Annotated in this window: 17 protein-coding genes and 1 tRNA gene; 9 read left to right on the top strand and 9 right to left on the bottom strand. The window is 65.5% G+C overall.

Annotated elements, in window-relative coordinates; translation table 11 throughout:
* The first annotated feature begins 96 nt into the window (after nt 1-96).
* Together dnaJ and dapB are read left to right on the top strand one after the other, a co-directional pair.
* Complete coding sequence (gene dnaJ / locus ABZF37_RS02160) at nt 97-1,188, top strand: molecular chaperone DnaJ (protein WP_372716279.1); 1,092 nt, start codon at nt 97-99, stop codon at nt 1,186-1,188.
* A 7-nt stretch (nt 1,189-1,195) separates the two neighbouring features.
* Nucleotides 1,196-2,020 (top strand): 4-hydroxy-tetrahydrodipicolinate reductase, encoded by an 825-nt coding sequence (dapB, locus tag ABZF37_RS02165; protein WP_372716280.1) that lies wholly within the window; start codon nt 1,196-1,198, stop codon nt 2,018-2,020.
* 36 nt (nt 2,021-2,056) lie between these two features.
* Here the strand turns inward: dapB and ABZF37_RS02170 are convergent, their stop codons facing one another.
* From ABZF37_RS02170 to ABZF37_RS02180, 3 genes are all read right to left on the bottom strand, one after another.
* Complete coding sequence (locus ABZF37_RS02170; protein ID WP_372716282.1) at nt 2,057-2,383, bottom strand: lipoprotein; 327 nt, start codon at nt 2,381-2,383, stop codon at nt 2,057-2,059.
* 16 nt (nt 2,384-2,399) lie between these two features.
* Nucleotides 2,400-5,645: a TonB-dependent receptor domain-containing protein gene (locus ABZF37_RS02175; protein ID WP_372716284.1), complete on the bottom strand. Its 3,246-nt coding sequence runs from the start codon at nt 5,643-5,645 to the stop codon at nt 2,400-2,402.
* 97 nt (nt 5,646-5,742) lie between these two features.
* Entirely contained in the window at nt 5,743-7,803 is a 2,061-nt protein-coding gene (locus ABZF37_RS02180) for a CHASE2 domain-containing protein (protein WP_372716286.1), read from the bottom strand.
* Between the two features lie 33 nt (nt 7,804-7,836).
* Here ABZF37_RS02180 and ABZF37_RS02185 point away from each other — a divergent pair, with 33 nt between their 5' ends.
* Nucleotides 7,837-8,490 (top strand): Crp/Fnr family transcriptional regulator, encoded by a 654-nt coding sequence (locus ABZF37_RS02185; protein WP_372716288.1) that lies wholly within the window; start codon nt 7,837-7,839, stop codon nt 8,488-8,490.
* Between the two features lie 20 nt (nt 8,491-8,510).
* Here ABZF37_RS02185 and ABZF37_RS02190 read toward each other — a convergent pair whose 3' ends face one another.
* Together ABZF37_RS02190 and ABZF37_RS02195 are read right to left on the bottom strand one after the other, a co-directional pair.
* Nucleotides 8,511-9,005, bottom strand: a complete 495-nt coding sequence (locus ABZF37_RS02190; RefSeq protein WP_372716290.1) for an aromatic-ring-hydroxylating dioxygenase subunit beta — start codon at nt 9,003-9,005, stop codon at nt 8,511-8,513.
* Nucleotides 9,002-10,171, bottom strand: a complete 1,170-nt coding sequence (locus ABZF37_RS02195) for an aromatic ring-hydroxylating dioxygenase subunit alpha (protein ID WP_372716292.1) — start codon at nt 10,169-10,171, stop codon at nt 9,002-9,004. Before ABZF37_RS02195 ends, ABZF37_RS02190 begins: the two co-directional genes overlap by 4 nt.
* A 129-nt stretch (nt 10,172-10,300) precedes the next feature.
* Here ABZF37_RS02195 and ABZF37_RS02200 point away from each other — a divergent pair, with 129 nt between their 5' ends.
* Entirely contained in the window at nt 10,301-11,449 is a 1,149-nt protein-coding gene (locus tag ABZF37_RS02200) for an alkaline phosphatase family protein (protein ID WP_372716294.1), read from the top strand.
* 7 nt (nt 11,450-11,456) lie between these two features.
* Here the strand turns inward: ABZF37_RS02200 and ABZF37_RS02205 are convergent, their stop codons facing one another.
* From ABZF37_RS02205 to ABZF37_RS02215, 3 genes are all read right to left on the bottom strand, one after another.
* Nucleotides 11,457-11,897, bottom strand: a complete 441-nt coding sequence (locus ABZF37_RS02205) for a CBS domain-containing protein (protein WP_372716359.1) — start codon at nt 11,895-11,897, stop codon at nt 11,457-11,459.
* A 69-nt stretch (nt 11,898-11,966) separates the two neighbouring features.
* A complete protein-coding gene (arsB, locus tag ABZF37_RS02210) occupies nt 11,967-13,040 on the bottom strand; it encodes an ACR3 family arsenite efflux transporter (protein WP_372716296.1) in 1,074 nt (357 codons plus the stop codon).
* Nucleotides 13,041-13,216: 176 nt separating this feature from the next.
* Nucleotides 13,217-13,657 (bottom strand): hypothetical protein, encoded by a 441-nt coding sequence (locus tag ABZF37_RS02215; RefSeq protein ID WP_372716298.1) that lies wholly within the window; start codon nt 13,655-13,657, stop codon nt 13,217-13,219.
* 120 nt (nt 13,658-13,777) lie between these two features.
* On the opposite strand from ABZF37_RS02215, the gene ABZF37_RS02220 reads away from it, so the two are divergent.
* Genes ABZF37_RS02220 through ABZF37_RS02235 form a run of 4 tightly spaced genes read left to right on the top strand, consistent with a single transcriptional unit; the run spans nt 13,778 to nt 15,415 of the window.
* The gene (locus ABZF37_RS02220) at nt 13,778-14,296 is read left to right on the top strand and encodes an RNA polymerase sigma factor (protein WP_372716300.1); all 519 of its coding nucleotides are present in this window, start codon (nt 13,778-13,780) and stop codon (nt 14,294-14,296) included.
* The gene (locus ABZF37_RS02225) at nt 14,293-14,661 is read left to right on the top strand and encodes a hypothetical protein (RefSeq protein WP_372716302.1); all 369 of its coding nucleotides are present in this window, start codon (nt 14,293-14,295) and stop codon (nt 14,659-14,661) included. Before ABZF37_RS02220 ends, ABZF37_RS02225 begins: the two co-directional genes overlap by 4 nt.
* Nucleotides 14,658-14,825 carry a hypothetical protein gene (locus ABZF37_RS02230; RefSeq protein ID WP_372716304.1) on the top strand — a complete coding sequence of 56 codons (168 nt, stop codon included), beginning with the start codon at nt 14,658-14,660 and terminating at the stop codon, nt 14,823-14,825. The genes ABZF37_RS02225 and ABZF37_RS02230 overlap by 4 nt, the downstream gene beginning before the upstream one ends.
* Nucleotides 14,822-15,415, top strand: coding sequence for a DUF3106 domain-containing protein (locus ABZF37_RS02235; protein WP_372716306.1), 594 nt, complete (start codon nt 14,822-14,824; stop codon nt 15,413-15,415). Before ABZF37_RS02230 ends, ABZF37_RS02235 begins: the two co-directional genes overlap by 4 nt.
* A 163-nt stretch (nt 15,416-15,578) precedes the next feature.
* Here ABZF37_RS02235 and ABZF37_RS02240 read toward each other — a convergent pair whose 3' ends face one another.
* A complete protein-coding gene (locus tag ABZF37_RS02240; protein WP_372716308.1) occupies nt 15,579-16,082 on the bottom strand; it encodes a cytochrome c5 family protein in 504 nt (167 codons plus the stop codon).
* Nucleotides 16,083-16,308: 226 nt separating this feature from the next.
* Between ABZF37_RS02240 and ABZF37_RS02245 the strand changes: the two genes are divergently transcribed.
* Nucleotides 16,309-16,385, top strand: a tRNA-Arg gene (locus ABZF37_RS02245).
* The last annotated feature ends 90 nt before the right edge of the window (nt 16,386-16,475 follow it).

Here is a 16,475-nt window from a genome sequence, read left to right on the forward strand (position 1 = left end):
CCGCGCGCTGTTTGAGCAGCGCGCGAGGTTGACACCCCCACGTCGGGCGCAGCCACGCTTCGCCCGACGTTTTGATGTATTCGGCGGCGACGACCCATGGCGCAAGTGGATCTTTATGAAGTGCTCGGCGTATCCCAGACGGCCGACGAGGCGGAAATAAAAAAGGCCTACCGACGCCTGGCCATGAAATACCACCCTGACCGCAACCAGGGAAATGAGGAAACCGAAGAGCGCTTCAAACAGATACAAGCGGCTTACGCCGTCTTGTCCGATCCCCAGAAACGGCAGTCCTACGACCGTTTCGGCCACGCCGGCATCGACCCGCAAAGCGCCGGAGGCGGCGGCTTTGGCGATATCTTCGGGGATGTTTTCGCCGACATATTCGGCGCTGGGCGCAGCAGTCGTGGGGGTGCCAGTCGTGGCTCCGACCTTCGCTACGAACTGGACATCAGCCTGGAGGAAGCCTTTCACGGCACCACCTCGACACTGAATATCCCGGTGCTGACAAACTGCGGCACCTGCGACGGCAAAGGCACCAAACCGGGCACCGCACCCGTCGCCTGCAGTACCTGTGGCGGACACGGACAGATACGTACCCAGCAAGGCTTTTTCTCGCTGCAGCAAACCTGCCCTACCTGCCGCGGTGCCGGGCAAGTGATCCGCGACCCCTGCCTTGACTGCCATGGCGCCGGACGGGTGGAAACGCCCAAGTCCCTGCAAGTGAAAATCCCTCCGGGTGTCGATAGCAACGACCGCATCCGCCTGGCCGGCGAGGGCGAGGCCGGGCGCCGTGGCGGACCACCTGGTGATCTTTACGTCGATATCCACTTGCGCCCGCATGCGCTGTTCGAGCGCGACGGCGGCAACCTGCACACCGAAGTCCCGATCAGCGTGGTCACCGCGGCACTCGGTGGCGAACTGGAAGTGCCGAGCCTGGAAGGCCGGCTCGGCCTGACCGTCCCCGCGGGCACCCAGACCGGGCGGGTGTTCCGACTGCGCGGCAAGGGCATGCCGTCAGTCCGCGGTGGCGGGGTGGGCGACCTCATGATTCGCGTGGCGGTGGAAACCCCGGTCAACCTCGATAGCGACCAGATCGAACTGTTGCGAAAACTGGGCGAAACTATGGGCGAGAATCACCAGCCGCGCGGACAATCCTGGTTGGGACGCGTGAAAAGCTTTTTCGAGTAAGACGCCAATGAACGGCAACGCCACGCCGAAGACGCGAATCGCCATCGCTGGCGCGGTGGGCCGCATGGGCCAGACCTTGATTGCCGCCTGCGCCGAACACCCGGACCTGGACCTCAGCGTCGCCTTTGAACATGCCGGCAACAGCGCACTCGGCAGCGACGTCGGGCTGCTGGCCGGGCTTGCCGCCAGTGGCCTGCAGCTCAGTTCGGATGCTGCGCTGGCCACAACAAGCTTCGACGTACTGGTGGATTTCACCAGCCCGGCCGCCACCCTGATCCACGCAGCGGCCTGCGCGGACCAGGGCCGCGCCATGGTGGTCGGTACTACTGGCCTGGACGCCAGCCAGAAGGCACAGCTCGCCGAGCTGGCGACGCGTATTCCGGTGATGTTCGCGCCCAATATGAGCATCGGCGTTAACCTGTGCTTTGCGCTACTGGCGACCGCCGCGCGCGTGCTGGGCGATGACTTCGACATCGAGATCATTGAGGCACACCACCGCCACAAGGTGGACGCGCCGTCCGGCACCGCTTTGCGGATGGGCGAGGTGGTGGCTGAGGCGCTCGGACGGGACTTGCGCCAATCCGCCGTGTACGGGCGCGAAGGCCAGACCGGCGCCCGCGCGCGGGACGCCATCGGCTTCGCCACCGTGCGCGGGGGCGACATTATCGGCGATCACACGGTGCTGTTCGCCGGTGACGGCGAGCGGATCGAAATCACCCACAAGGCGAGCAGCCGTCTCACGTTTGCCCGTGGCGCCCTGCGCGCCGCAGGCTGGCTCAAGGGTCGCCCGGCGGGGCTCTACGACATGCAGGACGTGCTCGGGCTGCGCTGAAACACGGTCAGCGCGGCGTGTTCGCTTGCGGCTTGGCTAGCACGGCACCTTGTACCACTGGCCGCCGACGTAAATCCAGTGCCAGCATGAGCCCTCGACCTTCAGCACCAGAACCTGACTTACGCCGCGGATGGCCGTGATGCCTTCCGAGGGCGGCGTATCGCTCGGCTGTAGGGGCTTGCCGGTTGCATCCCGCGGTTCGAGTTCACCGGTGGGTCCCGGCACCAGCACGAACGGCAAACCGGCGAAGGGATTGACCTGCCCCGGCGAGTCGGGCGGCGGGCCCTTCCTGCCGCAAGCAGTCAGGACAAGACTGCTCACCAACACAACAACCAAAGCAACGGCGCGGTACTTGTTGACCATCGGACCCTCCGGAAAGTCAGTCGAAATAAAGACTCAGACTTCCATACAACAGGCGCCGTGGGTGGATTAGCGGATGCTCCGGATCCGCGTCCTGAAAGCGCACCGCCTGGTCGAACAGGTTCAGCACACCGACGCTGAGCAAGCCAGTCCTGCGCGGCAGTCCCCAGGCCAGCCTGGCATTGCTAACCCAGAAGTCATCCCGGGCGTGGCGCGGCTGTCCCGAGGTGCTGAGCAGGAAATCACCGCTCTGCCAGTAGGCCGTGCTGGACAGATCGGCCAGCCAGCCCGCGGGGTGGCTGTAACGTATGCCCAGGGGCAGGCTCTGGGTCCGCAGCCTGAATATCTCCCAAGCTCCGGATTCGACGATAGCCGGCGCCTCCTCGGCATGAACCGCCCCCTGGTAGCGATACTCCGCCCGCAGTGCCCAACGCGGCGCCGGCGTCCAGTAAACATAGGCGCGGTGCAGCTGCTCACGAGCATCGGCGAAGGCGGCAACCGCTGACTCAAGATCAGGCGGAACCAGCTCGAAATAGGGTTTTTTCAACTTGCGCCAGGTGGCTTCGACACCGACGTCGAGGCCTGTCCGCAGCCGCCGGTCCAGACCCAGGCCGTAGCGCTCGCTGCGAGTGCCAAAATTATCGTCGAAGTACTGCACGAAGCCGGCCACCTGCACCGGCTCGATCGTGCCCTTGCCGACCAGCTCACGCTTGACGGCCCGCAGTGCCACGGCACGCAAAGTGGTGCTGTCGTCGAGCATCCATGTCAGGCCAAGCTTCGGACTCCAGTGAGTTTCCTTGATCTCGGTGGTTTCAACCTCGTCGATCGCCACGCCGACGGTCCAGCGCGTTCTGGCCGGACCGTCCAGATGCCCATACATGTAGCCATTTCTTTGCTCTGTGCGGGATTCGTCAGCGAATGAGAAGAAGCCGTTACCGAAGCCGAAGCTCAGATTTTCGCGGTAGAACCCACCACCAACCTGCAAGGTGCCGAGGCGTGTGGTCAACACTTGCTGTGCTTCGGCCAGCCACGGCCGGGCCTGCTCGCGACTCTGCAACACCAGCGGCGGCAACTCGAACTCCGGCGGCAGTTCGAGCTCGTAATCCTGCCCACGACGGGCGTTCTGGCGCTGCACTGATAGCAGCGTGTCGTTGCCCGGCAACCAGGTATGCCGCAGACCCAGCCGATAGGTATCCACGTCATCGAAGCGGCGCAGTGTCGGCGAGGCGACATCCGGGAACGGATACAGGGCAATGTCGCCGCGCTCGCGTTCGCTGCGCCGCACCTCAGCCTGCACGCTGGTATCCGGCGTCACACGCCAATGTGCAAACAGGTTGTACAGATCAATCGCCTGATCGGCGTTGTGCCGAAAGCCATCGGTTTCGTAATGGAACTGCGCCGCTGAAACTGACAGTGGCCCAGCCAGCACGGTGGCCATCAAGTCATCGCTGAACAGGCCATCGCCTCCACCAACCGCACTGGCTAGCGCCGTAACCCCGTCGCGCACGAACAACGGCGTGTACTCATTGAGCCCGCTTTGCAGGGACACGGCACCCTGGCGGATGGCCAGATCCTCCGCGCGCGCCCGTGGCTGCAGGGGCAGGACCGTTTGCGGCTGCCACAGCTGCGCCTGGAGCAGCTCGGACAGGCGACCGGTTTCGTGCTGTGGCATACCCAGATAACTGTCCGCCAGGAGGCGGTGTGCGGAAAAATCGGCGGGATCAGCCGCCAGCGATTCCGCGCCCCGACGCTGCGCCAGCTGGGTGAAGCCGAGCGCCTCGTAAGCACGTCCGGCACCGGCCTGGCGCGCCGCAAGATCCTCATCCAGTTGCAGTTTCGAGCGGTAGACAGCGCGGTTGTCGTTGCGCTTGATGGATTCTTCGATGGCCGCCAGCGCTTCGACCGGTCGGTTGTCGGCCAGCAACGCCAGCGCCTCGTAAAACCAGGGCGTCGGGTCGGCCGGATCGAGTGCCTTGGCGCGGCCCAATTCTGCCTGCGCCGGTTGCCTGCGGCGTTCCGACAAGTAGGCCTTGGCAAGGTAGCTGCGCAGCAGCGACTGGCCAGGGTCGAGACTGACGCCGATTTCCATCTGGCGTCTGCCGGTGGCCAGCCGATTGTGCCGGATCAGCGCCAGGCCAAGACCCAGCCGCGCCAGCGGATCAAGCGGGTCGGCCAGGGCAGCATGCTCGAACGCAGCTTGCGCCGCCTGTGCATCATCGGCCAGTAAATGCGCAAAACCAAGCGTGCGCAGGGCCAGCGCCGCCGCCGATCCGTCAACGGCAGCCTGTGCCAGGCGGCGGGCCGCGCGATGGTTGCCGCTGGCCAGTTCAAGCTCGGCCAGGCGCAGCGTCGGCAAGCCATCGGCCGGTGCCAGATCGACCGCTCGGGCGGCAGCGGCCCGGGCTCCGGGCAGATCGAAAACTGCCTGCCGCGCATAGGAACGCGCCAGCCATGCGTTCGGCAAGGCCGGCGCCAGGGCCACGGCGTCCCTGCTCAAGGCATCGGCCAGAGTCATATCACCCTGAGCGATCGCGATCACCGCCTGCAGGGCCACGGCCTCGGCACGCTGCGCCGGGTCATCGCTGCGCACTGCCGCCGCAGCCAGTTGCGCTGCCGCGGGGATATCACCTGCCGCCAGCCGCTGCCGGGCCTCGCCCAGCGCGCCGGTTGCCAACGGCGGGTAATAGAGCGCCCAGTCCAGACCCTCACGGCTGCGCACGGCCACCTCTAGTTCGCGCGTTCCCGCAGAGCCCACGCGCAGGCGTTGGCCCGGCGCGACCGATTGGCCATCGACCATGACCCGACCGTCAAACACGATCAGCTCGTCCCCCTGCGGCGCGGCCGAAAGCAGAAATTCGGTGCCGTCGATGGCGGCGTTCAGATACGGCGTTGAGACATCGAAGCGCTGGCGAGTACGACTCAGGAAATGGCCCCGACCGCGTTCGATATGCGCCGTCAGTGTCGGTGCGCTGGGGTCCTGGCGAATGGACGCGGCGCTGAGCCCGGACAGGCGCAACACAGTATCGTTTGCGAGTTCCAGCACGGCGCTGCCGCCCTCGCCCACCCGTACCGAGACATCACCGCAGAAGGCCTCCCCCGATCGGGCAACACGCCAGCCGGCAGCGCCAGGCAACTGCACCTCGACTACGCCCCGGATGCTCGCCAGTCGCACCAACCAATGGTCGCATGCCTGCGCCGGCATGGGCACCAGAATAATCAGGGCCAAACACAGCCGCACCAACCCACTCAACCACTCCCTGTCCACAACGAGCAACTCCTGGATATTTTTGTTGTACCTCCCAAGATTGGCAGGAGGTCTGCGGCTTCTTCAAGCCTCTGGCCACCGCTGCGACACGGTTGCGCTATTTCGGGACGACGATCACCCCATCCGACGGCACCTTATCATTCTGCCCTTGCAGACTCGCCAGGTAGAAAGCCGCCACCGTGTCGCCAGGATCGGTGGCCAGCACCTCGGCAAACGCGTCCCGGGCCGCGCCGACGTCGCCTGCCGCGAACGCGTCCAAAGCCCACTCGAACAGCGGTCGCGCGGCTACTGGCACGGCTAGCAACTCATACAAGACCACGGCGTCCGTTTTCCCCGCCAGACGGAACCGCCCGACTCGCCTGCAATCGACCCCCGTCAGACTGCCGATCACCTCATGACTGGCCAGTACCTGGGTGCCAAGACGCTTGTTCAGAACCTCAATACGGCTGGCCGTATTGACGACGTCGCCCACCGCCCGGTACTCGTAATGATCCAGAGCGCCGACCGGCCCCAGCACCAGCTCACCGACATGCAACCCGACGCGAGTCGGCAGGCCTCCGCCAAACCCGGCCAGCGCCTGCTGGATACCGAGCGCGGCACGGCAGGCGCGCAACTGCTGCGCGATTCCGCCGTGCCGGACCGGCCACAGCGCCAGCGCCGAATCGCCAACGATGTCCGTGACGATCCCACCCTGGACGCGGATGGGCGCCAGCAGGGCAGCGTAGTACTGATTGATCAGCTCCCTCAGGGCAGCCGCCGGCAGGTGCTCGGACACGGTTGTATATCCGGCGGCATCGCTGATCAGACACACCGCGCGCAGCGGTACTGGCCGGCTTTGCGAGGGCGCACTACCGGTTTCACGGGCCACGCGCTCCACCACGTGGGCGGGCAAGTAGTGGCGAAACGCCGCGGCCACCTGTTGACGTTCGCGGCCACTGTCGCGCGCGCGCAGAACGAGCGTTCCCAGCAGCGCAACCGTGACCTCGGCCCACCACGGAGCGAGCGGCAACCAGACATGGAATCGCCCGAATGCCGTCAGAACAGCCAGGTAAGCGGCGCCCGCCAGGGTTACCGCCAGGACACTCGCGCCAACCGGCCGCAGCGGCAGACTCGACGCCGCCAGCACAAGCGCACCCACGAGCAGTCCACCTGCAATGATTCCCGGTGAGGCCGGCTTCAAAGATTCGCCTCGCAGCAGATTCAGATAGGCGGTGGTAGCAATCTCGACCCCCGACAGGTCAAGGCCATCGGGACGACTTACGGCGGTAAGAAAACTATCCAGCTGGTTGGGGAAATACGGCTCGACATGGCCGATGAACACGGCGCGACCGGCCACATCCGGCACTTGGCCGAGCAGCACATCCGCTGCCGGGATGATATTCAGGGTGCGCGGCGGTCCATAGAAATTGAGCATGCGCTCGTTGGCGCCGACCGTCAGATCGCAGGCCGCCCTCTGAGCGCGTGTCATCTGCGGCTTGGCTGGGCACGAGGGCGAGCCGGCCTGAACCTGTACCGCGGCAGCCGGTAACGTGGCCAAGGTTGGCATGGCCGGGTGGTAGGTCCAGACGGTGTCGACCCGCGTCGGCGACTTGGGCAATGCGAAGGTCGCCACGGCCGCCGCGGCATCGGCCAAGGGCTTGTACGGTCGACGCAGCCGATCCACCCGCAACTGCCCTTGCGCCTGGGTGCCGGGCACGTCTTGCACCTGCCGTTCCAGGTTGCCAAACAGCACCACGTTACCGGCGTCGGAGATGGCACCGGCGAGCGCCGCATCGCCGTCACCCGAGCGCGCCCGAGCAAAATACACGTCGACCGCGATCACCGCAGCCCGACCCTGGGCCGCGCGCCCGATCAGATCGGCATGGATGCGCCGCGGCCAGTCTGCAAGCCGTGATGGCAAACCCAGCCGCCGCGCGGACGCACTGTCGATGGCGAAGATCGTCGCCTCGGCTGGTGCCGGCAGCGGTCCACGCTGGGCAAACAGCCACGGCAAGGTCACTTCCCGCTCGAACCGGTCCGCACCAGGCAGTTGCCAGGCGACCAGGCCCGCCAACCACACCACGGCTGCCAGCATCAAGCCACTGCGCAGCGGCTTGCGCTGATCCACGCCACCGGTTTGCGCCCGACCGACGGCGGGCCGGATAATTTGCGTCGTCACTACGTTCTCGACACGCAAAAGGCCACGCAGCCCATGTCCAAGGAACTCATGCAGTTCTCCATTCTGCAGCCGCTGTCGGACGCAGACCTGCAACGCTTGCGCCAATTCGGTCGATTGCGCTCGATAGGTGCCAATTGCCGCCTGATCGAGGAAAACGAGGCCACCACCACGGTGTTCTTTCTGCTGGCCGGCGAGGCGCGAGTGTTCGTTACCGGTGCCGACGGCCGGGAAGCCACGGTCAACGTGCTCAAGGCCGGCAACTGGTTTGGCGAGCTCGCCATCCTTGGTGACGGCCTGCGATCCGCATCGGTCGTCACCAGTACTCCGGCACGGTTGCTGGTTATACCCGGCCCGGCTCTGCGCAGCATCCTGGTGCGTTACCCGGCTTCCATGGAGCGCCTGCTGGAGACCCTCGGCCTGCGCATCCGCGAGCTGACCGAGACCGTGCGTGGGTTTGCCCTGGGTGACGTATACCACCGCCTGGCGCGGCTGTTCGGTGAACTGGCCATCGAGCGTGACGGCCAGCTACTGATTCTGAACCCGCCGCCACAGCGCGAAATGGCGTCGCGGTGCGGGGCGTCACGCGAAATGGTGGCACGGGTGCTGCGGGAACTGCGCAAGGGTGGCTACGTCCAGACCAGCCGCCAGCAGATCATTCTCAAGAAGTCATTGCCGATGCGCTTCTGAAATCCACACCGCCCAGCGGATTACAACGGATAGATGATGTAGCGCGGCGGCACCGCGGTATCCATTACCGCCCGTTTGGAGGCAAAGCGCAGCGCGCCGCCCTCATCCACAATGACATCCTCGTAATGCCCCACTGCCAGCAGGGCCGACTTGCCCTCGGCGTTGGTATAGAACACCGAGAAGTTGGTGCTGGCCGCCAGGCTGCCGTCCTCACCCCAGGCACACAGGTCACGCGACATCAGATGACGCGGCTGGTAGTGCTCGACGGCGTGATTCCATACCTCGTTCACGTACTTGACCCGATCGCGCAGGCGTTCGTGGCAGTCGTCCAGCATCATGCCGACCGGCAGGCCCATACGCACGTTCTCGGCCGACGTCAGCTCGTAGCGGCCTGTGCTGGCAAAGCAGGCCAGCCAGCCCGCCATATCACGTCGGTCGAGCGCGCGCGCATAAGCCTGCTGCAGGGCATCCACCCGCGCCAGCAGCCCGGGATCCGTAATGGCAGGCGCACTCACAGGCCCATCACCTGCTTGTAGTAGCGCCACCAGGGCGTGTTGCCGGCCTCGTCGTTCTGTAGGCTTCGATGGCCGTCCGGGCTTTCCTGCAGGCCTTTCAGGAAGTTGATTTCGCCCCCTGGCGCGCCCATGGCTTTTTGCACCCGCTCGAACATCGAGCCGTCCTCAATGCTCACGAAGCCGCTGGGCCCCAGCAGGTTGGCGCTCTGGCGAACGCGGTGCTGCAGCAACTCCGGCGGATCGTCGGCAAACCCAAGGTAGGTGTAGTGCACTTCGGTCTTGCCCGGACCCAGTGGGCGACCGAAGCGGAAGTTCATGGAATTCAGGTGCTTGACCACCTGCGTCACCGGCCGCAACAGATTGACCGCAGCGGTGCGCTCGTCGCCCTCGGTGAACACCAGGGTCGGGTCGGCCAGGTAGCCGTTGTCGACCATGCGCTGGGCGCCGTAATGCGCTCCCCAGTGCCCGGCGAAGCCGTCGGCCACCAGCGGTGCGGTGCCCCCCTGATAATTCAGCATGCGAAAAGCGGTGTGGAGCAGGCCGGCGTGATAGCCGTCGTTGTCCATGTACACCTTCCAGTTGCAGTTGAAGATGATCTTCTGGTAGCCGAGCAGCTTCAGCCTGCGCTCGCCGCCGCCCAGCGCGGCGCGAATCGAGTCGGCCACTTCGCCGAAAAACTCGTCGATCGGTGGCGTGGCGTCGTCAAAGGTGGCCCACAGCACCTGGTTCCACAGCACCGCGCGCAACCGGCGCAGGCCGTAGTTGCCCCTGTCGAAGTTTTCGGGGAAGCGCTCCTCGCCCGGGGCTTTTCGCAGGTTGCCGCAGTTGTCATAGGCCCAGCCGTGGTACGGGCAGGTGAAGTCAGTCGCCGCGCCTTTGAATTCAGTGGTGATCTGCACCCCCCGATGGGCGCAGGCATTGACCATGACGACGAATTCATCGGCTCCGGTACGGGTAACGATCAGGGGCGTCTCGCCGACCACAACGGTCTTGTAGTCGTTGACGTCCGGCAGTTCCGCTTCGAGTGCCACCGGCTGCCAGAACGGTCCATAGAAGATACGCTCCAGCTCCTGACGGTAAATCGCCTCGTCGGTATAGAGAGCATAGGGAATGCGCGTGTGGTCAGTCCACGCCCGGACCGGCAGGTCGCGGCTGGGTGCGTTCATAATTGGTGCTCCGGAATGATCGGCGGCAGGGCTCGGCGTGCCCTATCGGGCTTTATATAACACCTTCGCGTGAACACACCAGAACATTCCTTGACCGCCGCCCAGCCAGCGCAAGCTGGGAATACGGCCTTGACGGCACCCGATTACGGGCGCGGCACGCTGGCGTTGATGGCCTCGGTGGAACTGGCCTGCGGCGGGCCCGGATCAGGGTTAACGCCGCTTCCCGCGCTGCCCCCGGCGATGCTGTCGGCAAAGCGCAGCGTGGTGGTGCTGATCATCGACGGCCTGGGCCGCGATTACCTGCTGCGAACGCTGCCTGGTAGCCTGCTGGCCAGCCACCTACTGTGCAGCCTGGACAGCGTATGCCCGGCCACCACGGCGACTGCCGTGACCAGCTTTTTCACTGGCCTGACTCCGGCCAGCCATGGCCTGCTGGGTTGGTTCACGCCATTCGAAGCCCGCGACCAGGTGGTACTGCCGCTGCTGGCGCGCGTACGCAATGGCCCGGGCCTGCCGGCACCCGATCTGGCCACTTTGTATCGCAGCCCGCCGCTGGCGGCCCGCCTGACCCGAAACTGCCATATCGTCACGCCCCGGCGTATCGCCGGTTCGGCGTACACGAAACATCATGCCGGCCCGGCTCAGGTACATGGCTACCGGTCACTGGGCGGGATGTTCGGGCAGTTGGAACGCCTGATACGCGCCGATGGTCCGCCACGCTATGTGCATGCCTACTGGCCGGAGTTCGACCACCTCGCTCACGAGTGCGGTGTGGGGCACCGCCGCACGCGGGAGCACCTGAGCCAGATCGAGGCCCAACTGGCGGCCTTCCTGCGCCGCCTGGTCGGCGCCAACGCAGTGTTACTGGTAACGTCCGATCACGGCTTTGTCGACACGACGCCACAGCGCAGCCTGCTGCTGAACGACTATCCGGCGTTGAACGCGCAACTGCGCCTACCGCTGGCCGGTGAGTCACGCCTCGCTTTTGTGCATTCCCAGCCGAACCATCGCCACACCCTGGGGACGGATCTGGCGGAATTTCTGGGTGATCGGGGCACCGTCTTCAGCGGCGAGCAGTTCATCGCCAATGGTTTCTTCGGCCCCGGCACGCCTCACCCCGCGCTCGCACAGCGGGTTGGTGACTGGGTGGTGGCAATGGCCGATGGCTGGACCCTGCGCGACCGGCTACCGGGTGAGCAGCCGTTTTCGCCAGTGGGCGTACACGGTGGCCTGAGCGATGCCGAACGGGGAGTGCCGCTGGCGGTTTTCGAAGCCTGACCCAGGCTCAGGCCGCCTCGTCACCCGGCGGTGAGGGCTTGGGCGGCGGCGGACTTTGCTCACGCAGCAGGCGGGCCAGTTCGCGACAGGCATCGGTCACCGTGAATACGCCTGCCAGGCGGCCCTTGCGCGTGACCAGCGCCGAGCCGATGCGCCGTTCCACCATCGTGTCGAGCACCTGGTCCAATGGCGTACTGAGGTCCACCACATAAATGTCCGTCGCCATGGCCTCACGCACTTGCAGACCGCTGCGCTGCGCGTAGTCCGGATTCAGACCGAGCAAAAGCTTGATGTCACGATCGCTGATCACGCCCACCAGGCGCTCGCCGTCCATCACTGGCAGGTGGTGCAAACGGTGCAGGTTCAGGAATTCGCGCGCCTCCGACAAGGGCGCATCGGCCGCGATGGCATGCGGAAACGGCGTCATGATGCGGCGAATTTCGGGCATCCGTTTCACGACACGATCCGGTGGCGGTAGATTCCGGCCAGCATGCCACAAGATGCCGGCGGCGCCGTGTTAGGCCACCCGCGCCGCGCCGCGCTGATACCACTCGCGGCTGCGATTGACCAATGCCACCAGCGCCAGCATAGCGGGCACCTCCACCAGCACGCCAACCACGGTCGCCAGCGCGGCTCCGGAGTGCAGGCCGAACAGGCTGATCGCCACCGCCACCGCCAGCTCGAAAAAATTGGATGTGGCGATCAACGCCGCGGGCGCTGCGACCGTCAGCGGCACCCGCCAGGCGCGCGCCCACAGGAATGCGATGGAGAAAATCAGCGCCGTCTGCAGCAGCAGCGGTATGGCGATCAGCGCGATATCCAGGGGGCGCTCCATCAGGGTGCGCGCCTGAAAGGCAAACAGCAGCCCGACGGTGACAACCAGCGCCGCCACTGTTAACGGCTTGATGCGCGCCGTGAAATCGCGGACCGCCTGAACGCCACCGCGCCGCTGCAGCCGCCGGCGCGTCAGGTTGCCGGCCACCAGCGGGATCACCACATACAACAACACCGACAGCAGCAGCGTGCTCCACGGCACACTGACCTGGGTGACGCCGAGCAGCAGGACCACGATGGGCGCAAACGCAAACACCATGATCAGATCGTTCACCGCCACCTGCGCCAGGGTGTAGTTCGGATCCCCGCGCGTCAGGTTGCTCCAGACGAACACCATGGCCGTACACGGCGCCGCGCCCAGCAGAATCATGCCCGCGATATAGGCCTGCGCCAGCTGCGGGCCGACCCAGTCACCCCACAGCGGACCGAAGAACAGCAGCGCGATACCGGCCATGCTGAACGGCTTGATCAGCCAGTTCACCACCAGGGTGATAACCAGCCCGCGCGGCCGCTCGCCGACCCGGCGCACGGCGGCAAGATCGACGCTCACCATCATCGGGAAAATCATCGCCCAGATCAGCACCGCCACCGGCAGATTCACGTGCGCATATTCCAAGCGCGCCAGCGCTGCAAACGGCGCGGGCGCCAGGTTGCCAAGCCCGGTTCCAACGAGCATGGCCAGCGCTACCCAGACACTCAAATACCGCTCGAAAACCCCTAATGGCGATGCCGCGGATGCTTTGCGCGACGTATTCATCAAATACTCCGAAGCATTGGGTACTGGCGGCCGCAGGACGTTTGAATGAACCCGCCGGTCGCGAGTCTACCCGCGCCCTGTTGTGGTTTTTTATTGACGGCCGTGTCAACCCTGCTGATTCGCCAACCGTTATCCATGACAGGCTAGCGGACACCGGCCTGATCACCCTCTCGAACTCAAGGAGCCGACCGATGAACAAAAACTTCTGGCTGAGCACCCTGCTCGGTTGCAGCCTGGTTGCCGGCGCGGCATCGGCCGAGGACCGAGGCGACCGCGTCGAACAGCGCCTCGACCAACGCGGCGACCGGGTGGACCAGCGCCTCGATATCCGTGGTGATCGCATCAACACGCGCCTGGACAACCGCGGCGAGCGTATCGACACCCGGCTTGATGAGCGCGGCGATCGCGTCAATCAGCGCCTCGATGACGCCGCAGAGCGCGCTTACGATTCCGGACACGAACAGGCCGGACAACGTCTGGACGCGCGCGGCGACCGAATCGACACTCGGCTGGACAACCGCGGCGAGCGTATCGAAACTCGCCTGGATTCCCGCGGCGATCGCATTGACCAGCGCCTTGACGCCCGTGGCGATCGCGTCAACCAGCGCCTCGACCATCGTGGCGAGCGCATTAACAGCCGCCTGGACAACCGCCCTCGTACCCATGCCACAGGTGCCCGGCGACGCAGTCGCTGAACCCACCCCACGATTGACCGGGTGCAAAATCGGCAATCGGCCATGGACCAGTTCCTGGCCAGCGTGGAACGGCGCGCGCTGCGCATGGCGGAAATCGCTGTTGGCAACCGCGCCGACGCCCTGGACATCGTACAAGACGCCATGCTGAGCCTGGCCCGTCGTTATGGTGGCCGGGATCCGGCACAGTGGCCACCTCTGTTTCATCGCATCCTGGAGAACCGGATTCAGGATTGTCGCCGCGGGCGCCAACGCAACGGTCGTTACTTTCTGGACCTGCCCCACACCGACGACGACACTGCCGACCCGCTGGACGTCCTGGCGCGCGATCCCGCGCCCGGACCGGACCGGCGCGCCCAGGGCAGCCAGGCGCTCATATGTCTGGAAGCCGCAATACGTACTCTGCCCGATCGCCAGCGGGAAGCGTTCTCGCTTCGTATCTGGCAGGACATCGACGTCGCTGGCACGGCCCGCGCCATGGGCATCAGCGAGGGCAGCGTCAAAACGCATCTGTTCCGGGCGCTGGCTGCGCTGCGCGGCGCGCTTGGGGAGCACTGGCCATGAACTACCGCGATCCCGAACAAGATGCACTCACGCAGACCGTGCGCCGCCTGCTGCGGGACAGCGAACAGGATATCGACGCGCCAACCGCAGCGCGTCTTGCTTCGTTCCGTCGCGATGCGACCGCGAAACTGGCGCCAGCCACTCCATGGCGACCCGTGCTCGATCGGCGCTGGCCGGCCCTGGCCGGCGCGGTGGCGGGGCTGGTGTTGATCACACTGATGGTGTTGCGTCCGGACCAGACGCCACTGGACATGGACGTACTGGATTACGCAACGGCTGACGACGCCCCCATCTACGAAGACCTGGAGTTCTACCTGTGGGCAGACGAACTCGACCCCTCTGGCTCGCGGCGCTCGCCGTCATGACGCTGCCAGGCCAAGCGAACGAAATACCGCCGGACCCTGAACTGCTCGAATTCATCGCGCAGTGGGGCGATTTCACCCCCCTGCTGGATGAACCCGTGGGCCACGCCGTAGCCGATGAAGAACTCACGCCACCCACGCCATGGCCACGGGGAGACGATCAATGAAACGCGTTGGAATCCCCTGCTCCGACCGCCAGGCTGGCCCGCCAGCCTGGCAGGGACGTCTGCTGCGGACAGTGTGCATAACGCTGTTGGCCCTGGGCGCCTTTGACTCGGCGATAGCCGAATCGAATCTGTCCTGGGACCAGCTACAACCGGAACAACAACAGCTCCTGAAACCGTTACGGGACGAATGGGACAGCCTGCCAGCGGCACGCCAGCAGCGCCTGGCACAGGGTGCCGAGCGCTGGCGACAGATGTCTGCTGACGAACGCGCGACGGCGCGTGAGCGCCTGGCGCGTTTCCGCAACATGACACCCGATCAGCGCGCGCAACTGCAGCGCCAGCGCGAGCGTTTCGAGTCCCTGCCGGCAGACAGGCAGCAGCGGCTGCGCGAACGCTGGCAGCGCTTCAAGATGCTGCCGCCGGAGCGGCGTCAGGAACTGCGCGAACGCTTCCAATCCCGGTCGCCCGACGAGCGCAGGCGGCTGCGCGAGCACCGGGATCAGGTTCGTGGCCAAGCGGCCGGGACAAATGCGCGACGCCCAGGATCCCATGCCGGCTCGCGGCCCAATGGCGCGAGACCCAACCGTTAGCCTCGCCCCGTCCAGGGGCAACAGGCTTCCACCCATCGAGCGGGCCGAATGACGACCTGCCGGCGAAGGCTTTACGCGCCTCTCGGGAAGCGCGGAATAGATCGGCGCTTCCCTGGCGTTTGGCATCGGACCTCCCGGGAGGCTCCGCGGTCGACTCGGGAGTCTATTGCTTGACCTGGTCCACCATGTAATCGACGGCAGCTTCGACCTGCCCGTCGCTCAGGTTCATGAAACCGCCCTTGGGCGGCATGGCACGAATGCCCTGCAGCGAGTGCTGGTGCAAGGTTTCGATACCCTGCGCGAGACGCGGCGCCCAGTCTTCGGCATTGCCAAGCTTAGGCGCGCCGGCGACACCCGAGGCGTGGCAGGAAAAACACGCTTGCTGATACACCGCCGCACCGTCGACCGGACCGGCATCCGGCGCCGCAGCTGTCACCGCGAGCGCACCTTCCGGACCGCCAGCGCCGCCTTGATGTACCTGTCCCACCGGCTTGATGCGCTGGTCAGCCAATGCGGTCACGCTAGGATCAATCTTGGTCGGGCGCAGCGAGCTGACCGCAACCACGGCAATGCCGATGATCAGAAACATGAAGGCAACCAAGGACAACATAACGATAGTAAAAGCACTGGCGGGATTATCCCCGTGCGGGGCGGAATGGGCGTTCACAAGAGCTCCTTATTAAGGACAGGGCGGGAGAGTGCTGCCTCGCGGCGCGGCGAATTATAAAGGCGCACGCGACACGTTGTCCGGTTTGCCAGCCGCCCGGGCGCCAACGTTGCCCCCGGCAGCCTAACCCTGGCATCCCCCTCCCGCGCTGCGGCGTGCGCTGGGTCCATGCGCCGGATTCCCCCGGCACGGAGCACATACCACTGCTGCTAAACTAACCCCGTTCGCGCCCTTAGCTCAGCTGGATAGAGTGTTGGCCTCCGAAGCCAAAGGTCAGAGGTTCGAATCCTCTAGGGCGCGCCATTATTCCCGCGCGGTTTGTGCACTGCGCGAGCGGTGCTGCCCGCCGAAGTTTCTGTTGTCACCCTGCCAGGTATCGTCAAGCGTCATGGT

This window comes from Immundisolibacter sp. (assembly GCF_041601295.1).
Lineage (GTDB): Bacteria > Pseudomonadota > Gammaproteobacteria > Immundisolibacterales > Immundisolibacteraceae > Immundisolibacter.

Excerpts from the sequence above, each read along its gene's own strand:
- dnaJ (WP_372716279.1), top strand. The coding sequence starts at position 97 with ATGGCGCAAGTGGATCTTTATGAAGTGCTCGGCGTATCCCAGACGGCC.
- dapB (WP_372716280.1), top strand. The coding sequence starts at position 1,196 with ATGAACGGCAACGCCACGCCGAAGACGCGAATCGCCATCGCTGGCGCG.
- ABZF37_RS02170 (WP_372716282.1), bottom strand. The coding sequence starts at position 2,383 with ATGGTCAACAAGTACCGCGCCGTTGCTTTGGTTGTTGTGTTGGTGAGC.
- ABZF37_RS02185 (WP_372716288.1), top strand. The coding sequence starts at position 7,837 with ATGTCCAAGGAACTCATGCAGTTCTCCATTCTGCAGCCGCTGTCGGAC.
- ABZF37_RS02195 (WP_372716292.1), bottom strand. The coding sequence starts at position 10,171 with ATGAACGCACCCAGCCGCGACCTGCCGGTCCGGGCGTGGACTGACCAC.
- ABZF37_RS02205 (WP_372716359.1), bottom strand. The coding sequence starts at position 11,897 with ATGCCCGAAATTCGCCGCATCATGACGCCGTTTCCGCATGCCATCGCG.
- arsB (WP_372716296.1), bottom strand. The coding sequence starts at position 13,040 with ATGAATACGTCGCGCAAAGCATCCGCGGCATCGCCATTAGGGGTTTTC.
- ABZF37_RS02215 (WP_372716298.1), bottom strand. The coding sequence starts at position 13,657 with ATGGTCGAGGCGCTGGTTGACGCGATCGCCACGGGCGTCAAGGCGCTG.
- ABZF37_RS02220 (WP_372716300.1), top strand. The coding sequence starts at position 13,778 with ATGGACCAGTTCCTGGCCAGCGTGGAACGGCGCGCGCTGCGCATGGCG.
- ABZF37_RS02225 (WP_372716302.1), top strand. The coding sequence starts at position 14,293 with ATGAACTACCGCGATCCCGAACAAGATGCACTCACGCAGACCGTGCGC.
- ABZF37_RS02230 (WP_372716304.1), top strand. The coding sequence starts at position 14,658 with ATGACGCTGCCAGGCCAAGCGAACGAAATACCGCCGGACCCTGAACTG.
- ABZF37_RS02235 (WP_372716306.1), top strand. The coding sequence starts at position 14,822 with ATGAAACGCGTTGGAATCCCCTGCTCCGACCGCCAGGCTGGCCCGCCA.